14 protein-coding genes and 2 pseudogenes are annotated in these 18,793 nt (G+C 57.0%); 11 read left to right on the top strand and 5 right to left on the bottom strand.

Annotated features, from left to right (window positions below; all coding sequences use genetic code 11):
- Positions 1-20: 20 nt before the first annotated feature.
- The 6 genes from ABMA60_RS15610 (at position 21) to ABMA60_RS15585 (ending at position 6,203) form a co-directional block, all read left to right on the top strand.
- Positions 21-1,133 carry a C4-dicarboxylate TRAP transporter substrate-binding protein gene (locus tag ABMA60_RS15610; protein ID WP_392804903.1) on the top strand — a complete coding sequence of 371 codons (1,113 nt, stop codon included), beginning with the start codon at positions 21-23 and terminating at the stop codon, positions 1,131-1,133.
- A 72-nt stretch (positions 1,134-1,205) separates the two neighbouring features.
- The gene (locus ABMA60_RS15605) at positions 1,206-1,766 is read left to right on the top strand and encodes a TRAP transporter small permease subunit (protein WP_392804900.1); all 561 of its coding nucleotides are present in this window, start codon (positions 1,206-1,208) and stop codon (positions 1,764-1,766) included.
- Positions 1,763-3,085, top strand: coding sequence for a TRAP transporter large permease (locus tag ABMA60_RS15600; protein ID WP_392804897.1), 1,323 nt, complete (start codon positions 1,763-1,765; stop codon positions 3,083-3,085). Before ABMA60_RS15605 ends, ABMA60_RS15600 begins: the two co-directional genes overlap by 4 nt.
- A 9-nt stretch (positions 3,086-3,094) precedes the next feature.
- Entirely contained in the window at positions 3,095-3,706 is a 612-nt protein-coding gene (locus tag ABMA60_RS15595) for a malonic semialdehyde reductase (RefSeq protein ID WP_392804894.1), read from the top strand.
- 147 nt (positions 3,707-3,853) lie between these two features.
- Positions 3,854-5,362 (top strand): amidohydrolase family protein, encoded by a 1,509-nt coding sequence (locus ABMA60_RS15590; RefSeq protein WP_392804892.1) that lies wholly within the window; start codon positions 3,854-3,856, stop codon positions 5,360-5,362.
- A gap of 97 nt (positions 5,363-5,459) precedes the next feature.
- A complete protein-coding gene (locus ABMA60_RS15585; protein WP_392804890.1) occupies positions 5,460-6,203 on the top strand; it encodes a substrate-binding periplasmic protein in 744 nt (247 codons plus the stop codon).
- A 112-nt stretch (positions 6,204-6,315) separates the two neighbouring features.
- Here the strand turns inward: ABMA60_RS15585 and ABMA60_RS15580 are convergent.
- The 5 genes and pseudogenes from ABMA60_RS15580 to ABMA60_RS15560 form a co-directional block, all read right to left on the bottom strand.
- Positions 6,316-6,517, bottom strand: a pseudogene (locus ABMA60_RS15580) (methyl-accepting chemotaxis protein); the annotation flags it as partial.
- 351 nt (positions 6,518-6,868) lie between these two features.
- A pseudogene (locus ABMA60_RS15575) lies at positions 6,869-7,966 on the bottom strand (PAS domain S-box protein); the annotation flags it as partial.
- 145 nt (positions 7,967-8,111) lie between these two features.
- Positions 8,112-9,803: a methyl-accepting chemotaxis protein gene (locus tag ABMA60_RS15570; RefSeq protein WP_392804887.1), complete on the bottom strand. Its 1,692-nt coding sequence runs from the start codon at positions 9,801-9,803 to the stop codon at positions 8,112-8,114.
- Between the two features lie 462 nt (positions 9,804-10,265).
- A complete protein-coding gene (locus ABMA60_RS15565; RefSeq protein ID WP_392804884.1) occupies positions 10,266-12,500 on the bottom strand; it encodes a methyl-accepting chemotaxis protein in 2,235 nt (744 codons plus the stop codon).
- A 91-nt stretch (positions 12,501-12,591) separates the two neighbouring features.
- Entirely contained in the window at positions 12,592-13,578 is a 987-nt protein-coding gene (locus ABMA60_RS15560) for a sugar kinase (RefSeq protein WP_392804882.1), read from the bottom strand.
- 86 nt (positions 13,579-13,664) lie between these two features.
- On the opposite strand from ABMA60_RS15560, the gene ABMA60_RS15555 reads away from it, so the two are divergent.
- The 5 genes from ABMA60_RS15555 (at position 13,665) to uxaC (ending at position 18,770) form a co-directional block, all read left to right on the top strand.
- Positions 13,665-14,399 (top strand): GntR family transcriptional regulator, encoded by a 735-nt coding sequence (locus ABMA60_RS15555; protein ID WP_392804879.1) that lies wholly within the window; start codon positions 13,665-13,667, stop codon positions 14,397-14,399.
- 140 nt (positions 14,400-14,539) lie between these two features.
- Entirely contained in the window at positions 14,540-15,496 is a 957-nt protein-coding gene (locus ABMA60_RS15550; RefSeq protein ID WP_392804877.1) for a C4-dicarboxylate TRAP transporter substrate-binding protein, read from the top strand.
- Positions 15,497-15,560: 64 nt separating this feature from the next.
- Positions 15,561-16,043: a TRAP transporter small permease gene (locus tag ABMA60_RS15545; RefSeq protein ID WP_392804874.1), complete on the top strand. Its 483-nt coding sequence runs from the start codon at positions 15,561-15,563 to the stop codon at positions 16,041-16,043.
- Complete coding sequence (locus ABMA60_RS15540; protein WP_392804872.1) at positions 16,040-17,329, top strand: TRAP transporter large permease; 1,290 nt, start codon at positions 16,040-16,042, stop codon at positions 17,327-17,329. Before ABMA60_RS15545 ends, ABMA60_RS15540 begins: the two co-directional genes overlap by 4 nt.
- 19 nt (positions 17,330-17,348) lie before the next feature.
- Positions 17,349-18,770 (top strand): glucuronate isomerase, encoded by a 1,422-nt coding sequence (gene uxaC / locus ABMA60_RS15535; RefSeq protein WP_392804870.1) that lies wholly within the window; start codon positions 17,349-17,351, stop codon positions 18,768-18,770.
- The last annotated feature ends 23 nt before the right edge of the window (positions 18,771-18,793 follow it).

The raw sequence follows: 18,793 nt of genomic DNA, 5'->3' as shown, positions 1-18,793 counted from the left end.
AAACCGAAAGAGAGATTGCTATGAAACCGAACCATATTTCCATTCAGCGCCGGCTCGCCGGCATCACCCTCGGCTTGACGGCCAGCGCCCTGGCGGCGTTGCCACTGGCCAGCCAGGCGGAAGAAACCATTCGCCTGACGGTCGGCTCCAGTCACCCGACCACCATTCCCTGGGTCGGCATGATTCCTGGCGTTTTTATTCCCGAAGTGAACCGCATTCTGGCCGCCGATGGTCGCTATAAAATTCAGTGGACCGAGGCTTATGCCGGCCAGCTTTATGGCGCTAATGCAACGCTGACCTCGGTGCGCGATGGCATCGCCGACATGGGTTGGGTGTTCAGCTATCTGGAAGGCTCTCGCATGCCACTCAGCCAGATCAGCGCCTATACGCCGTTCACCACCGGCGACCCGGTGTTGATGCTCGACGTGATGAACGACCTGGTACGTTCCGAACCGGCGCTCGCCAGCGAATGGACCGACAACGGTGTGGTCTTCCTCGGCGCCACCGCATCCGATACCTACGATCTGTACACCAACTTTCCAGTCGACAGCCTCGATGATTTCAACGGTCGCCGCATTTCAGCGCCGGGCGTTTTGGGTGTCTGGCTGAACCCGGTCGACGCCACTCCGGTCGATGGCACTCTGGCCAGCTACTACACCGACATTCAGACCGGCGTCTCTGAAGGCGTGGTCAGCCTGGCCACCGGCATTCTGCCGGCGCGGGTCTACGAAGTAGCGCCTTACATCACCAAGGTGAACATGGGCGTGGTCTTCTCCGGCGGTCTGGGTTTCAACCAGGACCGTTTCGATAGCTTGCCGGAAGTGGTTCAGGACGCCTTGATGGAAGCCGGCTCGGTTTATTCCAAAGCCCACGGCACCGACCTCGCCGCGCGCTATGAAGATGCGCTTGAAGAAATGCTCATTCTTGGCGCCCGTCAGAACCCACCGGTGCAGGTGTTCGAATTGTCCGACGCCCAACGTCAACAGTGGATCGACGGCATGCCGGATCTGGCGAATCAGTGGGTTGAACGCAATGAAGCGCGCGGTCTGCCCGCGGCCGAATTGCTCAGCACCTATATGAACGCCATGCGTGAGCGCGGTTTCGAACCGGCACGTGCCTGGGATCAGGAATAACGGCGCGGTCCCTGCCACTCACTCTTCAACCGAGCCCGGCCTTGCGCCGGGTTCGCATCTAGGAGCCTGACTGTGACTCTTTCGACCTGGCTTAAGGGTCCGACCCAGCAACAAAGCTGGTTTGGCGCCCTGACCGACGGCTTAAACGCCATCGGCTCAGTATTGATTTTCGCCATCATGGCGCTGATCTGCGCCGACGTGTTGTCGCGCAATATTCTTAATCAACCGATCAAGGGCGTGGCCGAGCTGGTCGCTGCCTCCATCGTAATGATTGTCTTTTTTCAACTGGCCAGCGCGTTGCGTCATGGTCGTATGGCGCAGGCCGATATTTTTATCGCCGGCTTTACCCGCAAACATCCACGTCTCGGTCATGGTCTGAAGACGCTGTTTTTTCTCGCCGGTGCCACCATGCTGGCGATCGTTTTCGACGGCACCCTGCCGGTCTATCTCAACGCGGTTGAGCGGGATTTATTCATGGGTGTCGAAGGCGTTTTTACCTTCCCGATCTGGCCCATTCGTCTGGTAGTGCTGATCTGCGCAGCCGTTACGGTGCTGCAATATTTATTGTTGGCGCTGAATGAAATCCGCTGCGTCATTCACCCGCCTGTGGTCACTGAGGAGGACGCCGAATGAGTGGTCTGGAAATCGGCGCCATCGCCATTGTTGCGATGCTGGTCTTGATCTATATCGGCCTGCATATCGCCATCGCCTTAATGAGCGTTTCCTTTGTTGCCATCGCCGCCTTGCGCGGACCAGAACTGGCGACTCGCATGGTCAGCGCGGCGGCCAACGATTCACTGAGCAGCTATCTCTACGGCGTGGTGCCGCTCTTTGTGCTGATGGGATTGCTGGTAGTGATCTCCGGCATTGGCCGTGACACCTTCGATGTGTTTCAACATTTTCTGCGTAAGCTGCGCGGCGGTCTGGGCATCGCCACCGTCGGCGCCAATGGCGTGTTCGCGTCCATCACCGGCGTCTCCATTGCCTCGGCGGCGGTGTTCACCAAGGTCGCGGTTCCGGAAATGCGCCGCCATGGTTATACGCCTCGATTTTCCGTCGGCGTGGTCGCCGGCAGCTCGGTTCTGGGCATGCTGATTCCGCCGTCGCTGTTGATGATTGTCTACGGCGTACTGGCCGAGCAATCGGTGGGGCGGATGTTTATCGCCGGTATCGTGCCGGGCATTTTGCTGGCGCTGGGGTTTGTGGCCACCATTCTTTTGATCGCCTGGTTGCGCCCAAGCTTTATGGAACGCGCCGACTATAACCACGCCGATCTGCACGAAGACGAACCCACCTTGGGCCAGTTAATGGCCAAGCTGGTGCCGATCCTGTTGCTGATGCTGCTGGTACTCGGCGGTCTTTATTCCGGCTTTTTCACGCCCACCGAAGCCGGTGCTGTTGGTGCCTGTGGTGCGCTGGTGTTGGCGCTGGCTAAACGTCGACTCAGTTGGCGTTCCTTCTATGGTGTACTCAGCGAAACCGGCCATGTGGCGGTCTCAATTTTGTTCCTGATTCTGGCTGCATCGTTGTACAGCCGTATGCTGGCGCTGACCGGTTTACCGATGAATATTGCCCAGTGGGTCACCAGTCTGGAGTTGGGTGTTTATCAGTTTTTGGTGCTCTATTTACTGGTCATTATCTTGATGGGCTGCATCATCGATTCGGTATCGATCATGTTGATCGTGCTGCCCATCGTCCTGCCCATCGCCCAGTTCCTTAACCTCGATCTGATCTGGTTTGGCGTCATCACCGTGATTGCCGTGGAGATTGGATTGGTCACGCCGCCCTTTGGTATTTCGGTGTATACCGTCAAAGCCAGCCTCAATGACGACAGTGTACCGATTCAGGAAATCTTCAAAGGCGTGATGCCGTTTTTCTTTGCCATGCTGGTCGGCCTGGCGGTACTGACGGCCTTCCCGTCGTTGTCGACCACCCTGGCGTATCTGTACTGAGGATTCGTGATGAGCACTTCTGACAAGGGCGCTTTAGCCAACACCAGTCTTGAGCAACTGTTTTATCAGGGTCGCTCCTTTTCCTACTGGCTCGATAAAGCGGTGCCGGATGGATTATTGCGCGAACTGTACCAGCTGGTTTGCCTGGGTCCGACCAGTAAAAACTGCAGCCCGTTACGACTGGTTTTTCTGCGCTCGCCTGAGGCCAAACAAAAGCTACTGCCAGCGCTGGCCGCTGGCAATGTGGCCAAGGTGGAAGCGGCTCCGGTCACGGTGATTCTGGCGTACGACCGTCGTTTTCACGATCAGTTACCAAGGCTGTTTCCCCACGCTGAAGCGCGCAACGACTTTGTCGGTAACGAGCCCTTGCGTGAAGAAACCGCGATGCGCAATGCCAGTCTGCAAGGCGGTTATTTCATTATGGCCGCGCGTGCCTTAGGGCTCGATTGCGGCCCGTTATCCGGCTTCGATAACGATACCGTTGACCGACTGTTTTTCAGCGACAGCGCACATCACGCCTACCGCAGTAACTTTTTATGCAATATCGGCTATGGCGATCGAACTCAATTGCGTGAACGGCTGCCACGTTTGTCGTTTGAAGAGTGCTGCCAGTTGTTGTGACGCCAAGATACAAAACCATAAGTATTCATAGTTCCGCCAATGGTCCAAAGGTGAAGTTCGGTCACTGAGGAACTTATTAGCAAAGTAAGCAGTACCCGAGCTTCGCGTCTGGACTACGACAAAAACAACAACAAGAGGAACAAACCAATGTGTCGTCTCTGTGATCATCGCAATCAAGCGCAAGCCGCCGATAGCCGGCGTGACTTTCTGAAAATGGCCGCTGGCGGAGGCGATGCGCCTTTGCTCGCGCCCGGTGCAACGTCTGCCGCTAAGCAAGAACCCAAAGCACGACCGCAAGGTGTCGGTGAGGCCGGGCGGCGCACCCTGATTCGTGGCGGTGCGGTGTTAAGCATGGACGATAACATCGGTGATTTTCCGGTTAGCGATGTATTGCTCGAAGGCAACCGCATCGTCGACGTTGCCGCCCATATCGACGCGCCGGATGCGGCAGTCATCGATGCCAGCGGCCAGATCGTTATGCCCGGTTTTATCGATACGCACCATCATCAATTCGAAACCGCGCTGCGCTCATTTCTGGTCAATGGCATTCTGATCAACGATGGTCAGCCGCACAGCGAACGCAATTATTACGAAACTATTTTGCAGTCCTTGTCGTTGCAATACCGCACCGAAGACGTCTACATCAATGAACTGTTCGGTGGTTTATCGCAACTCGATACCGGCGTGACCAGCGTCATGGACGTCAGCCAGATTCACCATTCGCCGGAGCATTCCGATTCGGTGATTCAGGCGTTGCGTGATACCGGTCGGCGCGCGGTCTTTGGTTACTTCGAAGGCTGGGGCGAGGATGCGCGTTACCCCGAAGATGCGCGGCGCATTCGCCAAGAACATTTCAGTTCCGACGACCAATTGACCAGCATGATCATGGGTGGCGAAATTTATCTGCCCGGCTATGAAAATGCCTGGCGTGTGGGTCGCGAACTGGGTTTGCCCATCGCCTTGCATGTGGTGGGCACTTTCGGCATGGCACCGACTTTCGATCAACTCGCCAGCGCCGGTGAATTCGGCGACGACAATATCTTTATTCATATGACCGGCATGAGCGACCTGGCCTGGCAAAAAGCCGCGGAAGCCGGTGCCCATGTATCGCTGTCGGTTCCGATCGAAATGACCATGCGCCACGGCATGCCGCCCATTCAAAAATGCCTCGACCTGGGCATGCAACCCTCGTTATCGACCGATGTGGAATGCACCATGACGGCCGATCCATTTACTCAGATGCGCTCAACCCTCACCCTGCAACGCGCCTTTATTAACGAGGCGGCGCTGGCCGGTGAAGAAAACCTGCCGGCTTTATTAACCGCTCGTGACTGCCTGCGTTTTGCCACCATCGAAGGCGCTCGCGGGTTAAAACTCGACCACAAAACCGGTTCACTAACGCCGGGCAAAGAGGCCGATATTATTCTGCTCAATGCCCAGGCGATGAACGTGGCACCGCTGAATAATGTGCCCGGTGCGGTGGTGTCATTAATGGATCGCAGCAACGTCGATACGGTTCTGGTCGCCGGTAAGATTCGCAAATGGCAAGGTCGGTTACTGGACGTCGATATTGAACATTTGCGTCACGGCCTGGAGAGCAGTCGCGATCATCTGTTTGCCAGCGCTGGCATCGAGGTGGATCTGTTTCGCGACTGAAAGTTGTGAAACCAAGCGTAGTAATTCGGTTTAAAAAAAGCGAGGATGCCAGTCAAGCTATCTCGACTGAACGTTCGAATGAACTATGGATCGGTGAATGAAACAGTGGGTTGTATCACTCGTCATCATCCTCGCGCTGACCGCCAAAGCCGATGTCTTTAGCTTTGCCATCGACGATTTTCCGCCCTTCGTTGATCGCAATGCCAAAGGTTATGGTTTGGGACCGCGCATTGTCAGTGCTGCCCTGGCCACCCAATCGCACGAAGCCAACTTTTTGTTTGTACCCTGGCCACGCGCCTATCGCATGGCCGAGGAAGGCCAGATCGATGGCACCTTCCCCTGGACCGATCAAGGCGATCGCCGCGAACATTTCGCGCTGTCGGTACCGGTGTTCGAGCACACCTTCAGCCTGGTATTTGCACCGGGCCAGGAACGGGACTGGCAACAGTTTGATGACCTTGATGGCTTAAAATTCGGCAACGTTGTCGGTTACCAAATCGGCATCGATTTTTATCAGTGGATCGAACGCACCGGCCAGTCACTGGAGATCGTCAACAGCGAGGAATTGTTGTTTCGCATGCTGGCTTATGGCCGCTTCGATGTCGCCGCTTTCGATCAGGTCGCTGCCCGCGCTTATATAAACGACTTGCAAGCAGACGTACCCACCGCAGCGGATTTGGTCATACAGGACCATACCATTGAACAGAGCAATACCGTGGTGTTAATGCCCTTGCATTCATCACGCACCGACCGACTGCAAGACGCCTTGGCCAAAGGTCTGGCAACCATTCGCGCCAACGGCACCTACGCAGACATCATGGCAGACAACGCCAGCGATTAAGCAGTCGTACGTTCACCGCTCAAATCGTTCAAAGTTGCCGACAAGGTGGTCAACAACTCCTGGTTCTTGCTCACCACCAGATCAATCTCGCTGGCCGACGAACCGGCCTTGGCCGCCAGGCTGCGCACTTCATCAGCCACCACCGCGAAGCCGCGACCGGCTTCACCGGCACGTGCCGCTTCAATCGCCGCGTTCAATGCCAAAAGGTTAGTTTGCTCGGCAATGGCATTAATGCTCGATACCATGCGATTGATGTTTTCACCCGACTTCAGCAACTGGCCCATTACCGCTTCGCTGGTCTGAACCACTTTCATGCGCTCACTGATATCGGTGCCGTACAAAATCACCTTGGTGACTTTACCCTGGCTGTCGCGCATGGCGGTAAAGGTGGCGCCGATGCCAACCTCCTGTTGCCCCACCGAAATTGACATATCGAGTTTAACGCTCTGACCTTCGAGCAAGTCATGACGCTGCTTGTCATCCAGGTAGTTTTCCCAGGACGACAGCGACTTTTCCAAAGCCTCGCGACTCAAACCACGGCTTTGCTGCAGGTAATCATTCAGCGCCTGCAACTGGCCATCGCGTGACCACTCAATCAATACATTGGTTTCATTGATCACCGCAAAGCGGGTCTGGGATTCCAGTGCTTTGATTTTAACGTCGGTAATGTCGGCCATAATGGCGACAAAACCGGTATGGTTTTTAGTTTGCGGATCGAACACCGGGTTCACCGTCGCCGATACCCAGATCGGGCTGTCGTCACTGCGGTGCACTTCCACCTCGTCATAGAACGGACGACGGCTGTTCAGTTCGCCGCGAATACGTTCTCGAGTGGCGGCATTGGTGTTAGCACCGACCAGAATTTCACTCGGTTTGCGATCCAGCGATTCATCCGGACTGTAACCGGTCATCCGACTGAAGCCCGGGTTCACATAGAGAATGCGACGCTGAGCATCGGTGATGATTACAGCGTTATCGGTTTCATCGGCCACCAGTGACAGCATCCGGAATTGCTCGCGCTTGCGCACTTCGGCGGTAATGTCGTTGGCAAACTTGATGACTTTCACGACCCGGTTTTGGGCGTCGCGAATCGGGTTATAGGTGGCATGAATCCAAACTTCGCTGCCATCTTTTGTAACGCGCTTAAATTCCGCCGTCTTATGCTCACCTTGGCGTAACGCCTCCCAAAACGCCCGGTACTCAGCGCTGTCGGCTTCGGCTTTTTCAACAAAAAGACGGTGATGCTGACCTTTTATTTCATGCAGCCCATAACCCATTAGCTGCAGGAAATTATCATTGGCATTAATGACGGTGCCGTCGAGATTAAATTCGATCACCGCTTGAACCTGACGGATGGCATCAAGCTGCGATTTGGCCTCGGCCTTTGCGGTGACCTGAGCGGTAACATCGGTTGCAAACTTAATAATGCGCTGCACCTTGCCACCACGGATCACCGGCGTATAGGTGGCGCGAATCCAAACTTCACTGCCATCTTTGGCCAGGCGACTGAAGGTTGCTGTCTTAGCATCGCCCGCCCCTAAATCGGCCCAGAACTTTTTATACTCAGCACTGGCCGCCATGCCAGGCTCTACGAACAGGCGGTGATGTTGACCGACCACTTCATCCAGCCGATAACCCATCAAATCGAGAAACAGGTCATTCGCCTTAATAATGGTGCCGTCGGGCTTAAACTGAATAACTGCTTGAGAGCTGTCGATGGCCTTTAAGACTGCATCCGCATCAGAGGTGATACCGAACTTCATTGCCATTTTCCTGCTTTGAATATTAGAAACATTTAATACGCAGAGCAGTTTAGATTGGACCGCTGAACCGGACATTTTTTTTAATGCGCGAAAAAGTAGCCCGCTCCAAACCAGCCAGGCTGGCTCGGAGCTTTTTGAATGACGATTACACTTGGTAACCTTTAACGATGGCGTCCAGATCCTGAACAGCCTTCGACAGCTGCCGGCTGTAATCACGCGCCGACTTGGTGCCGGTGGCGGTGTCGCTGGAAACGGTAACGATGCGCTGCATGTTCTCGTTGATGGTTTCCGACACCGAGTTCTGCTCTTCCGCCGCGCTGGCGATCTGAGCATTCTGACCGTTGATGGTATTCACCGCCGCCAACACACTTTGCAAGGCTGTTTCCACTTCGTGCGCTTCGGCTACGGTGTCGTTACTGCTGCCACGAATCGATTCAATCATCCGCGTCACTTCGCTGGAGCCGTTTTGCAAGCGGGTAACAATGGCTTCAATCTCTTCGGTCGATTGCTGACTGCGACTGGCGAGCTTGCGCACTTCATCGGCAACCACGGCAAAACCCCGACCGGCCTCACCGGCGCGCGCTGCCTCGATGGCTGCGTTCAGCGCCAGCAGGTTGGTTTGCTCGGCGACATCACGAATCACATCCAGCACCGCACCGATGGCGTCCGATTCTTTGCTCAGGTTCTGCGTCGCCGCAACGCCTTCGCTGACGCGATTGGCCATGCCGTCAATCACCGCTATGGCGCGGCCCAGCTTGGACTGCGCATCTTCGGTCTGTTGCTCGGCGTCGTTGGCCGCCATGGCCGCCTCGTTGGCCGAACGCGCAACTTCCTGAGACGCCGCCGCCATTTCGTTGATGGCCGCCGCCGCCTGATCGCTCTCTTCCTGCTGGCTGATAACGCCGGTTTCGGTCTGACTCAGGATGGCATCGAGCTTGGCGACCGAGCCGTTGATGTCGCCGGAAGAACGGTGGATCTGCTGCACCAGCGCCGTTACCTGATCGGCAAAGGCATTGAAGCTGCGGCTCAGCGCGCCGATCTCATCGCGGCTGTGGATGTCCAGTCGCTGCGTCAGATCGCCATCGCCATTGGCAATATCATCCATGGCATCGACCACCCGGCGTAACGGGTTGCTGATACCGCGAGCCACCACTAAAGCCACCACCGCAATGCCCAACACCGCCAGCACCGCTGCGGTTAAGGAAATACCGGTGGCACGGGTCAGGTGTTCCTGAACTTCGTCGCGGGCGACGTTTAATTGCGCTTCCAGACCATCGATATAGAAGCCGGTACCAATCACCCAGTTCCAGTCCGGCAGATAAATCGCCTTACTGATTTTCGGCGCTGGCACACCGGCGGAGTTATTCCACCAATAGCGGGTCGGTTCATCGACGCCTGAGGTGGCTTTATCGACCATCGCTTTGGAAAAGCGCACGCCGTTAACATCTTCCAGGTTGGCGTGGTTCTGGCCATCCAGCGCTGAATTCGCGCCATGCGCCAGCATGTTCACCTTATCGTCCATGACGAAGAAATAACCCGGTGCTCCGGAATCGTCGTAACGCAGCTTGCGGATAATATCGAGCGCCCGCTGCTGGCGTTGCGCTTCACTGCCGGCAACGTTGCCCTGGTAGAGATCAATAATGGCGGTGCGTGCCAGCGACAGATAACTGTCCAGTTGGGTGCCGTAGGTTTGCGACAGGCTGCGCTCAAAGGCAGTCACCGATTGCGTGCCCATGATCGACGCCTGGCGCAGGTTAATGGCGGTCAGCAATGCCGCCACCAAGACCAAAGGTACGATCGCCAGCACCAGAATGCGGGCGCGAATATTCAAAGACATCCATTACTCCTTTACACATCGAATATCCACCAGACACAGCCACCCTGTTCGATGAGACTGGCTCACCGAAAATCGGTGATAGCGGGCATGATGGAGTCAGGGTGATCCCTGTTGTTTTTGCAGTGCGATACGGTTTCTAGTGTTAGTGCGCGAATCGGCCGGTGGTCGTTTTTCACTCAATCCAGCCGTGTGCCATCATCTAGGGATGTCGGCCAAAGTCAACGAAGCTTGATTGTGATCAACTTTTGCGGAGTCAATTGAAACGTTGGTCGGGAATTATTTCAGCGTCAAATTAACGACAGAGGGAGCGAATTTTAGTCAGCATTGGGGAGGTGATCGGCTGAGTGATGTCGCAACACAAATAACCTTAAGTGCTGGGTTTATCGTTCAAAAGAACAATTTTTCCGCCAAAATACCGACGGCCAATTATACCGAACACAGCGTTCCAGCCGCTCAGTCCTGTCAGTCCAGATGAAAACGGGTGACGCTGCTTTGCAGTTCACTCGCCAACTTTGTCAGACCCGTGCTGGCGACGCTGATTTCCTGTACTGCGGTTTCGGTTTCCGAGGCCATGGAGGAAATGCGCGAGATATGAGCGGTGACTTCCGAGGCGACCGTCGATTGCTGCTCCGAAGCGCTGGCGATCTGCAAGGTGATATCCACAATCTGCTGCACTTCTTTGAGCGTATCGCGCAAGCGTTCGGCGGTCTTGGTGGAACGTTCGGCAATGGCTTGCGCCGAGCTGCTGCATTCGTCGGTGAGGTTGGCGGCGTCTTGAGACGACACCAGCAACGAATCGACGGTGGCGGCAATTTCATCAGTCGCCGTCTGGGTATTTTGCGCCAGGCTGCGCACTTCATCGGCCACCACGGCAAAACCCCGACCGTGTTCACCGGCTCGCGCCGCTTCAATGGCCGCGTTTAACGCCAGCAAGTTGGTCTGCTCGGCAACGCCTTTGATGGTCTCCAGGATGGCATCGACGCCTTTCATTTCTTCACGCAACGCCTGAATGCGGGCGTTGGCATCGCGCAGGTCGCTGGACATCTGGTTAATGTCGGCGGACATCTGCACCACATCATCAACCCCCTGATTCACCGCCTGATGCGTGGTTTTCGCCACCTGCGCCGATTCGTTGGTATTGCGCGTCACCTCGTTGATGGCGCTGCTCATCTGCTCGATGGCTGTCGCCACCTGTTCGGTCTGCTCGTTTTGCCGATTGACGTTTGCCAGCGTATGACCGGTGATCGCCGTTAACTGCTGCGCCGACGACGCCTGCTGATCGGCCGCTTCGATAATGTGCTGCACCAGCGCACGCAGGCCATTCACCATGTCCTGCATCGACCGGTAAACGCCGCTGGTCGCCTGGTTTTCCGCGTCGTAGAGCCGCAAATCGCCATCGGCAATGGCGACCGCCACGCGCTGCAAATCGGCCGGTTCACGGCCCAGAGGTTTGAGAATGCTGCGCGCGGTATAGAGCGCGATGCCGACGACAATCACCACCAGCCCAGCGACAATGATCGCCGCACTGGTCAACAGTTGATTGGCCGGCGCGAAGGCTTCGGCCTGGTCCTGTTCGGCCACCAACACCCAGTCCAGCCCGGCCGTGGTGATGGGCGCATAGGTCGACAACACCGTACCGCCGCTGTAATCGATGCCGATCAGGCTGCCGGTTTCACCCGCCAGACCAGCGCGCACGGCGGCGGTATCAACGCTGCCAGTGTCGGGATGACGAAACGACATTTCCACGCTGTGATGTTCCGGGTCCATCACTGAATCGGAACGCATCAGGCCGTCGCTGCCGACCAGATAAGTCTCACCGGTTTGGCCCAGCCCGGCGCGTTCATTCATGATGCTGCCCAGTCGTTCGGCGGGAAACTGCAACGCCAGCACACCGACGCGTTCACCATTAGCGAACACCGGCACCGCCATAAAGCCGGCCGGGGCATCATAGGACGGCCGGTAAACGCTGAAATCCAACAGCACGGCATCTGCGTCTGCGGGTAATTCCAGCGCCCGCCGATAGGCCTCACCCAGACCGGATTCGGCATAAGGGCCTTCATTCAAGGAAGTGGCGAAATCGACTTCCTTGTACACCGAATAAACCACGTCGCTGTTGTTGTTGATCAGGAAGATGTCGTAAAAGCCGAAGCGGCGCAGGAAATCGCGGAAATAGGGATGCCAGCGACTGTGCGCCTGATCGTAACCAAAGAAGGTATTGGGCGAGGTCATCTCATCTTTGGCACCCAGCGGATTGGGGTTGTTGACGATGTAGGCGTATTGCATGGCCAAGGCGCTGAGGCTCAGTGGTTCGAGCATGGCTTCAGGGTCTATTTGCGCCTGCGGATGGGCTTCGAGCAGGCGCGGCTGGAATTGCTCGGCGTAATAAGGCAGCACGCGCGAGCGCAAAGATGACAGTGAGCGTCCCGATTCACGGGCGTACAGCCGATAACCCTCGGCAAATTCCACCATGGCATCGACCACCGCCTGACTGCGGGCCAGGCTTGAGGCCTGGTCAACGATGGTGACCAGATAGCGTTCAATGGCGGATTTTTTGATTGCCCGTACCGATTCCAGCTGCGCAAAGGCCTGATTTTCCAACGCCATGCGGGCATCGCGCGTGCTGAGTACGGCCAGTATCAACACCGGTAGCAGCCCTGCTGCCAGCAAGGTGACTATCAGACGTCGCTTGAGCGTCATGCGGGCGGCCCTTTGTTATTGTCATCAACATTAAAAGTAGTGCCGCCGGGGCTTAACCGCCATTGCAAGACGGACAGTAATGCGCCACTAACTAAAGGGCGCTGTTGTCCGCTTCCAGAGTCGTTAAGGTTCGGCGGTCGGGCAGACTTTCCATATCGCCGACCACCTGAACGGCACGCGCGCCCAGACGATTACCGCGTTGCAACGCTTGCTGAACGGGGCGGCCATCGAGCAAAGCGCTGATCACACCCACGGCAAACGCATCGCCGGCACCCACTGTATCGACCACTTCGGCCACCGCTTCACCCGCTACCTGCAAATTATGACGCTGACCATCCAGCTCACCGCGATAAAAACTGCCTTCCGGTCCCAGCTTGATGACGACGGCTTTGGCGCCGCCATCGAGGTAAAAATCGGCAATCGCCTCGGCGCTGTTTTTCCCGGTCAACAACTGACCTTCAGCCAGACCCGGCAACACCCAATCGACCTGGCGCGCCAAGGCATTCAAGGTGTCGCGCATCACCGTCTCGCTCGGCCACAGGCTTGGGCGCAGGTTGGGGTCGAAAGAAATCGTCGCGCCGGCGTCACGCGCCTTACCAATCAAGGTTTCACACAAGGCCAGACAACTGTCCGACAGCGCCGCGGTAATGCCGGTCAGATGCAGATGGCGCAGGCCGGATAAATCCAGCGCTTGCGCATCGGCCGGGCTCATATGGCTGGCAGCGCTGCCACGGCGGAAATATTCGACCTTGGGGTCGCGGCCGTCTTGCGCCTTTTCTTTGAACATCAAACCGGTCGGGTGCTGCGCATCTTCAATCAGCGAGCGGCAATCGATGCCTTCGGCTTCCAGGCTGGCGCGCACATAGCGGCCCAGGCTGTCGGTGCCGACGCGGCTCAGAAACTGAACGTCAAAACCCAGCCGCGACAGACCGATGGCGACGTTGTTATCGGCCCCCGCCAGACGGCGCTGAAAGTGTTCAACGGTGGCCAGATCGCCCGGCGTTTGCGCCACATAGAGCGCCATGGCTTCGCCAAAACAAAGGATTTCCGGGGCAGACAAATTCGCAGGTATCGACATATCACAGGCTCATTTTTTTTGTTTGACAGGCCACGAATGGTCTCACTACCATACTAGTTAGACAAGAATGGAAGATAACAACAAATATGACTGCCGACTTGATCGCCCTGTGGGATGACGCCCAATCCGAAAGCAATATGCGCCAGCGTATCTACGACGTGCTGCGCCAATCGATCATCCGTATGACCTTGGCCCCGGGTCAGGCGTTATCGGAAAAAGAAATCGCCGACGCCTTTTCCGTCAGCCGCCAACCGGTGCGTGAAGCCTTTATTCGTTTATCTGAAGCCGGGCTGGTGGAAATTCGTCCGCAGCGCGGCACCTATGTTGTACAGATTTCACAAACGGCGGTCACCGAAGCGCGCTTCGTGCGTGAAGCCGTTGAAGTGGCGGTGGCCTGCTCGGCCGCCGAACAAGGGTTGGATGACAAGGTGCTCTATGAATTGCGCGATCTGATTGAACGTCAGAAGCGTTGCATCGAACCGGCCGATCACGATCGTTTCTTCGAGCTCGACGAAGCCTTCCACCGCACGCTGTCGCTCGGTTCCGGTCACGATGCCGCCTGGCGCGTGACCCAGGAAGTCAAAGCGCAACTGGATAGAGTGCGTTATCTGTCGCTGCCGGAAACCACACCGCTGCCCAAATTGATCGAGCAACACAGCCATATTATCGACAGCATTGCCGCACGCGACGTCAAAGCCACGCGCGGCCATATGCAGGCACACCTGCGCGAAATTTTGCGCTCGCTGCCCGATCTGACCGAACGCTTTCCGCAGATGTTTGCCGGCGAATCCGGCACCACCCGGAAACGGGCATTCGGCTGAGGGTGTACCTGCCCTGCTGTTGTCCGGCGTAACCGACCGCCTGTGCGGTCATCTTCACGAAGCGGTTGCAACCCTTGGGTGACAACCACTGGTTTTTTTTACTTTCAGCTTCAGCCACAACAACAAGATTTGGAGTACCTATGAAAATCAGCAAGCTTTTGCCCGCCATCGCGCTGGCAATGGTCGGCAGCCAGGCGCTGGCCGATTACGAACTGAACCTGTCATCCGCTCTGAGCATGCAAGACCCGATCGTGCAATCCATGCAGGCCGCCAAAGAGCGTATTGAAGAGCGCAGCAACGGTGAACTGACATTGCGCATCTTCCCCAACAGCCAGTTGGGTTCCGATGAAGACGTCCTGGAGCAGATCCGCAGCGGTGCCAACTTCGCCATTTTGGTTGATGCCGGTCGTCTGTCTGAATACCAACCGGAACTGGGTATTCTGAGCGCGCCTTACCTGGTCGAAGATCCGGCTGATTACGACCAGATCACCTCATCCGATCTGTACCAGTCCTGGGTCGATCAGCTGGCCGAAAACTCCGGTCTGCGCCTGTTGAACTACAACTGGTTCCAGGGTTCGCGTCAGATGCTGACCAAAAAACCGGTCAACACTCCGGCTGACCTGAACGGCGTGCGCGTGCGCACCATCAACTCTCCGGTTTGGATCAAAACCATTTCCGGCATGGGCGCCACCCCGACTCCGCTGCCGTGGACCGAAGTCTATTCGGCGCTGCAACTGGGTGTGATCGACGGCGCCGAAGCGCAGTTGACCGCCGCCAACGGCCAGAACCTGCAAGAAGTGGTTACCAACATCGCCCTGACCAAGCACATCCATCTGATGACCGGCCTGGCAACATCCGAAGCCTGGTATCAGAGCCTGCCAGAAAACCTGCGCACCATCGTCGATGAAGAACTGTTCCAGGCCGGCGCCGAAGCCAGCCAGGCCACCATCGATGCACAAGCGTCCGTTCGCGCCACCATGGAAGCGGCCGGTGTGACCTTTAATGAAGTCGATACCAGCGTCTTCCGCGATGCCGTCAGCGGCGTCTACGACGAACTGGGTTACAGCGAATATCGCGATCAACTGCTCGGCAACTAAGCCGACCGGCGCTTGCGTCACGAAGGCGCAAGCGCCACTTTCCATTTGCATTCGAGGTACCTCTATGTGGCACTGGTACGACCGCATTGAGCAGTGGCTGGCCGTAATTCTGCTCAGCGCCACCGCACTCACCATGCTTGCCAGCTCAACCATGCGCGCCATCGGTCAGCCGTTTGCGGGCGGTGCCGAGTTGTCGCAATTATTGTTTATCTGGACCACCGTTTTGGGCGCCGACATTACCTTGCGCCACGGCTCTCAGGTCCGCGTTGATATTTTTACCACCATGATGCCGCCGCTGTTGTTGCGTCCGGTCATCGTGCTGTGCCTGTTAATGATGTTTGCCTTTCTCGGCCTGCTGGCCTGGTACGGCTTTCCGCTCGCCTTCTCCAACTGGCAACGCCCGCTCGGCGTCGCTGATTTAAGTTACGGCTATGTCACTCTGGCGTTACCTGCCGGCGCCGTTCTGATGATGATTTCCCTGCTGCGTCGTCTGTGGCGCGAAGGCCTGATGCGGGTATTCACTCCCGATCCGGAGGAAACCCCATGACCGCCACTCTGCTTCTGTGTTTCGGCCTGCTGTTGATGGCCATCGGTATGCCGGTCGCCTTTGCCATTGGCATTGCCGGCTTCAGTTATTTTCTGCTGCCGGACACCTTTTTGCCGGTGAACATCGGCGCCCAGCGTATTGTCTCGGCGACGCAATCTTTTCCGTTGCTGGCCGTGCCGCTGTTTATTTTGCTCGGCCATTTAATGAACGCCAGCGGCATTACGCCGCGACTGATTCGGCTGTCGACGCTGCTCGCCGGCTGGATGACCGGCGGCCTGGCACAAGCAAGTCTGGTGTTGAGTACGCTGATGGGTGGTGTTTCTGGTTCGGCCGTGGCCGATGCCGCCATGCAATCGCGCGTGCTCGGCAAAGGCATGACCGGTGAAGGTTATGCGCCCGGTTTTACCGGCGCTGTGTTGTCTATTGGTGGTCTGATTACCGCGACGATTCCACCCAGCATCGGGCTGATTCTGTACGGTTATCTGGGTGAGGTTTCCATCGGCCGGTTGTTTATCGCCGGTGTCGTACCCGGCTTTTTATTGATGGTCGCGCTGATGGTGACCACTTACTTTGTCGCCAAAAAACGCGGCTATAAACCGGTGCTCGACAGCCGCCCGACCGGCCGCGAAGTGCTGGTCGCGTTGCGCGAAAGCATCTGGGCGCTGCTGTTTCCGCTGTGGTTGTTGATCGGCATTCGTTACGGCCTGTTCACCCCGTCCGAAGCCGGTGCGTTTGCCGTCGCCTATGCGTTGATTGTTGGCTGTCTGATTCACCGCGAAATGTCGCTCAAGCAAGTGCTGGCAGCCCTGCAAGCTGGTGTGCGCGACATCGGCGTGATCATGCTGATCATCATGTTTTCCGGTGTCATCGGTTACGTCGTGTCGTTCGAACGCGTACCGCAAAGCATCGCCGAATTGACCGTCGGCGTGTTCTCCAGCCAGTGGGCACTGCTGCTGACGCTGGCCTTGTTGCTGGTGTTCTTCGGCATGCTGCTCGAAGCCACCGTCGTGGTCATGTTGCTGACGCCGATTCTGGTACCGGTCATCACTGCCGCAGGCATCGATCCGGTGCACTTCGGCCTGGTGATGATGATTCTGGTGACCTTCGGCGGCATGACGCCACCGGTGGGTATTTCCATGTACGCCGTCTGCGGCATCCTCGGCTGTTCCTTTGTCGACTACAGTCGTGAATTGTTGCCTCTGGCGCTGGCGGTTATCGCCGTTGTTCTGACCATTATTTTTGTTCCCAACCTGGTGCTGTTCTTACCCAACTGGTTAATGGGTTAGGCGGTATTCTGGAGCTGACATGACTGCACAATCGCAACCCCCTTTCATCGGCCCGGACTTTTTGCTCGGCAACGCGGCAGCTAAACGGCTGTACCACGATCACGCCGTGCACATGCCGATCTGCGATTACCACTCGCACCTAAGCCCGGTGGAAATTGCCGACAACAAGGCCTTCGACAACCTGACGCCGCTGTGGCTCGCCGGCGACCATTACAAGTGGCGCGCTATGCGCACCGCCGGCATTGCAGAGCAGCGCATTACCGGCGATGTCGGCGACCGCGAACGCTTCCAGGCCTGGGCCGAAACCGTGCCCGACTGCCTGGGCAATCCGCTCTATCACTGGACGCATTTAGAGCTGCGTTTTCCGCTGGGCATTGATGATGTACTGCTGTCGCCAGAAACCGCCGACGATGTGTGGCAACGCTCGCGCGCCGCGCTGGCAAAGCCGGAACTCAGCCCGCAAGGCATTTTGAAACAGTTCAATGTGCGCGAACTGTGCACCACTGACGATCCGGTCGACGACCTGGCCAAACACCGCCAGCACGCCAAAAGCGGTAACGGCCCGACCATGTTGCCGACCTTCCGTCCGGACACCGTTTACAAGCCCGAACACCCGGATTTCGATGCCTACCTGCAACGTCTCGAAGCCGCCAGCGGCATCGATATCAAAGGCTTCGACGACCTGACGGCAGCGCTGCATCAGCGGCTCGATTTCTTCGCCGACCACGGCTGCTGTCTGTCCGATCACAGCCTGGAAAAACCGGTGTTTATGACGCCGCCGTCAACCACCGAACTGAACCACATTCTCGACAAAGCCCGTCGCGGCGAGCCACTGTCCAGCGATGAAAGCGTCGGCTTTACCAGCGCCGTTTTGGTCTGGCTCGGCCGTCAATACGCGCAACGCGGTTGGGTGATGCAATTGCACCTCGGCGCGCAACGCAACCTCAGTCAGCGTGGTCTAAAAAACGTCGGCATTAACAGTGGTTTCGACGCCATTGGCGATGTCACCTACGCCGAACCGCTGGCGCAGTTTATGGACGCGCTCGATGCCGACAACCAGCTGCCGCGCACCGTTTTGTACAACCTCAACCCGCGCGATAACGAAATGCTGGCTGCCCTAGCGAGCAGTTATCAAAGCGACGGCATCGCCGGCAAAGTGCAGTTCGGTGCTGCCTGGTGGTTCAACGATCAACGCGATGGCATCGAACGCCAACTGATGACGCAAATGCAATTCGGGTTGCTGCGCCACGCCGTCGGTATGCTCACCGATTCGCGCTCGCTGCTGTCGTTTTCGCGCCACGATTATTACCGCCGCATTCTGTGCAATCGCCTCGGCCAGTTAATGACCGACGGCGAATTGCCCAACGATATCGACCGCATCGGTGAAATGGTACGTGCGGTTTGTTACGACAACGTCCAGCGTTATTTATTCGAACGTTAAGCGTTCTTTTTAACGCGGACAAC

This window comes from Saccharospirillum sp. HFRX-2 (genome assembly GCF_043196805.1).
Taxonomy (GTDB): Bacteria; Pseudomonadota; Gammaproteobacteria; order Pseudomonadales; family Natronospirillaceae; genus Saccharospirillum.
This window is presented reverse-complemented; position numbering and strand designations above follow the sequence as displayed.

Bases quoted from the DNA above. Each gene is read 5' to 3' on its own strand.
- uxaC (WP_392804870.1), top strand. From the start codon at position 17,349: ATGACTGCACAATCGCAACCCCCTTTCATCGGCCCGGACTTTTTGCTC.
- ABMA60_RS15545 (WP_392804874.1), top strand. From the start codon at position 15,561: ATGTGGCACTGGTACGACCGCATTGAGCAGTGGCTGGCCGTAATTCTG.
- ABMA60_RS15570 (WP_392804887.1), bottom strand. From the start codon at position 9,803: ATGTCTTTGAATATTCGCGCCCGCATTCTGGTGCTGGCGATCGTACCT.
- ABMA60_RS15590 (WP_392804892.1), top strand. From the start codon at position 3,854: ATGTGTCGTCTCTGTGATCATCGCAATCAAGCGCAAGCCGCCGATAGC.
- ABMA60_RS15555 (WP_392804879.1), top strand. From the start codon at position 13,665: ATGACTGCCGACTTGATCGCCCTGTGGGATGACGCCCAATCCGAAAGC.
- ABMA60_RS15610 (WP_392804903.1), top strand. From the start codon at position 21: ATGAAACCGAACCATATTTCCATTCAGCGCCGGCTCGCCGGCATCACC.
- ABMA60_RS15550 (WP_392804877.1), top strand. From the start codon at position 14,540: ATGAAAATCAGCAAGCTTTTGCCCGCCATCGCGCTGGCAATGGTCGGC.
- ABMA60_RS15540 (WP_392804872.1), top strand. From the start codon at position 16,040: ATGACCGCCACTCTGCTTCTGTGTTTCGGCCTGCTGTTGATGGCCATC.
- ABMA60_RS15595 (WP_392804894.1), top strand. From the start codon at position 3,095: ATGAGCACTTCTGACAAGGGCGCTTTAGCCAACACCAGTCTTGAGCAA.
- ABMA60_RS15585 (WP_392804890.1), top strand. From the start codon at position 5,460: ATGAAACAGTGGGTTGTATCACTCGTCATCATCCTCGCGCTGACCGCC.
- ABMA60_RS15565 (WP_392804884.1), bottom strand. From the start codon at position 12,500: ATGACGCTCAAGCGACGTCTGATAGTCACCTTGCTGGCAGCAGGGCTG.
- ABMA60_RS15560 (WP_392804882.1), bottom strand. From the start codon at position 13,578: ATGTCGATACCTGCGAATTTGTCTGCCCCGGAAATCCTTTGTTTTGGC.
- ABMA60_RS15600 (WP_392804897.1), top strand. From the start codon at position 1,763: ATGAGTGGTCTGGAAATCGGCGCCATCGCCATTGTTGCGATGCTGGTC.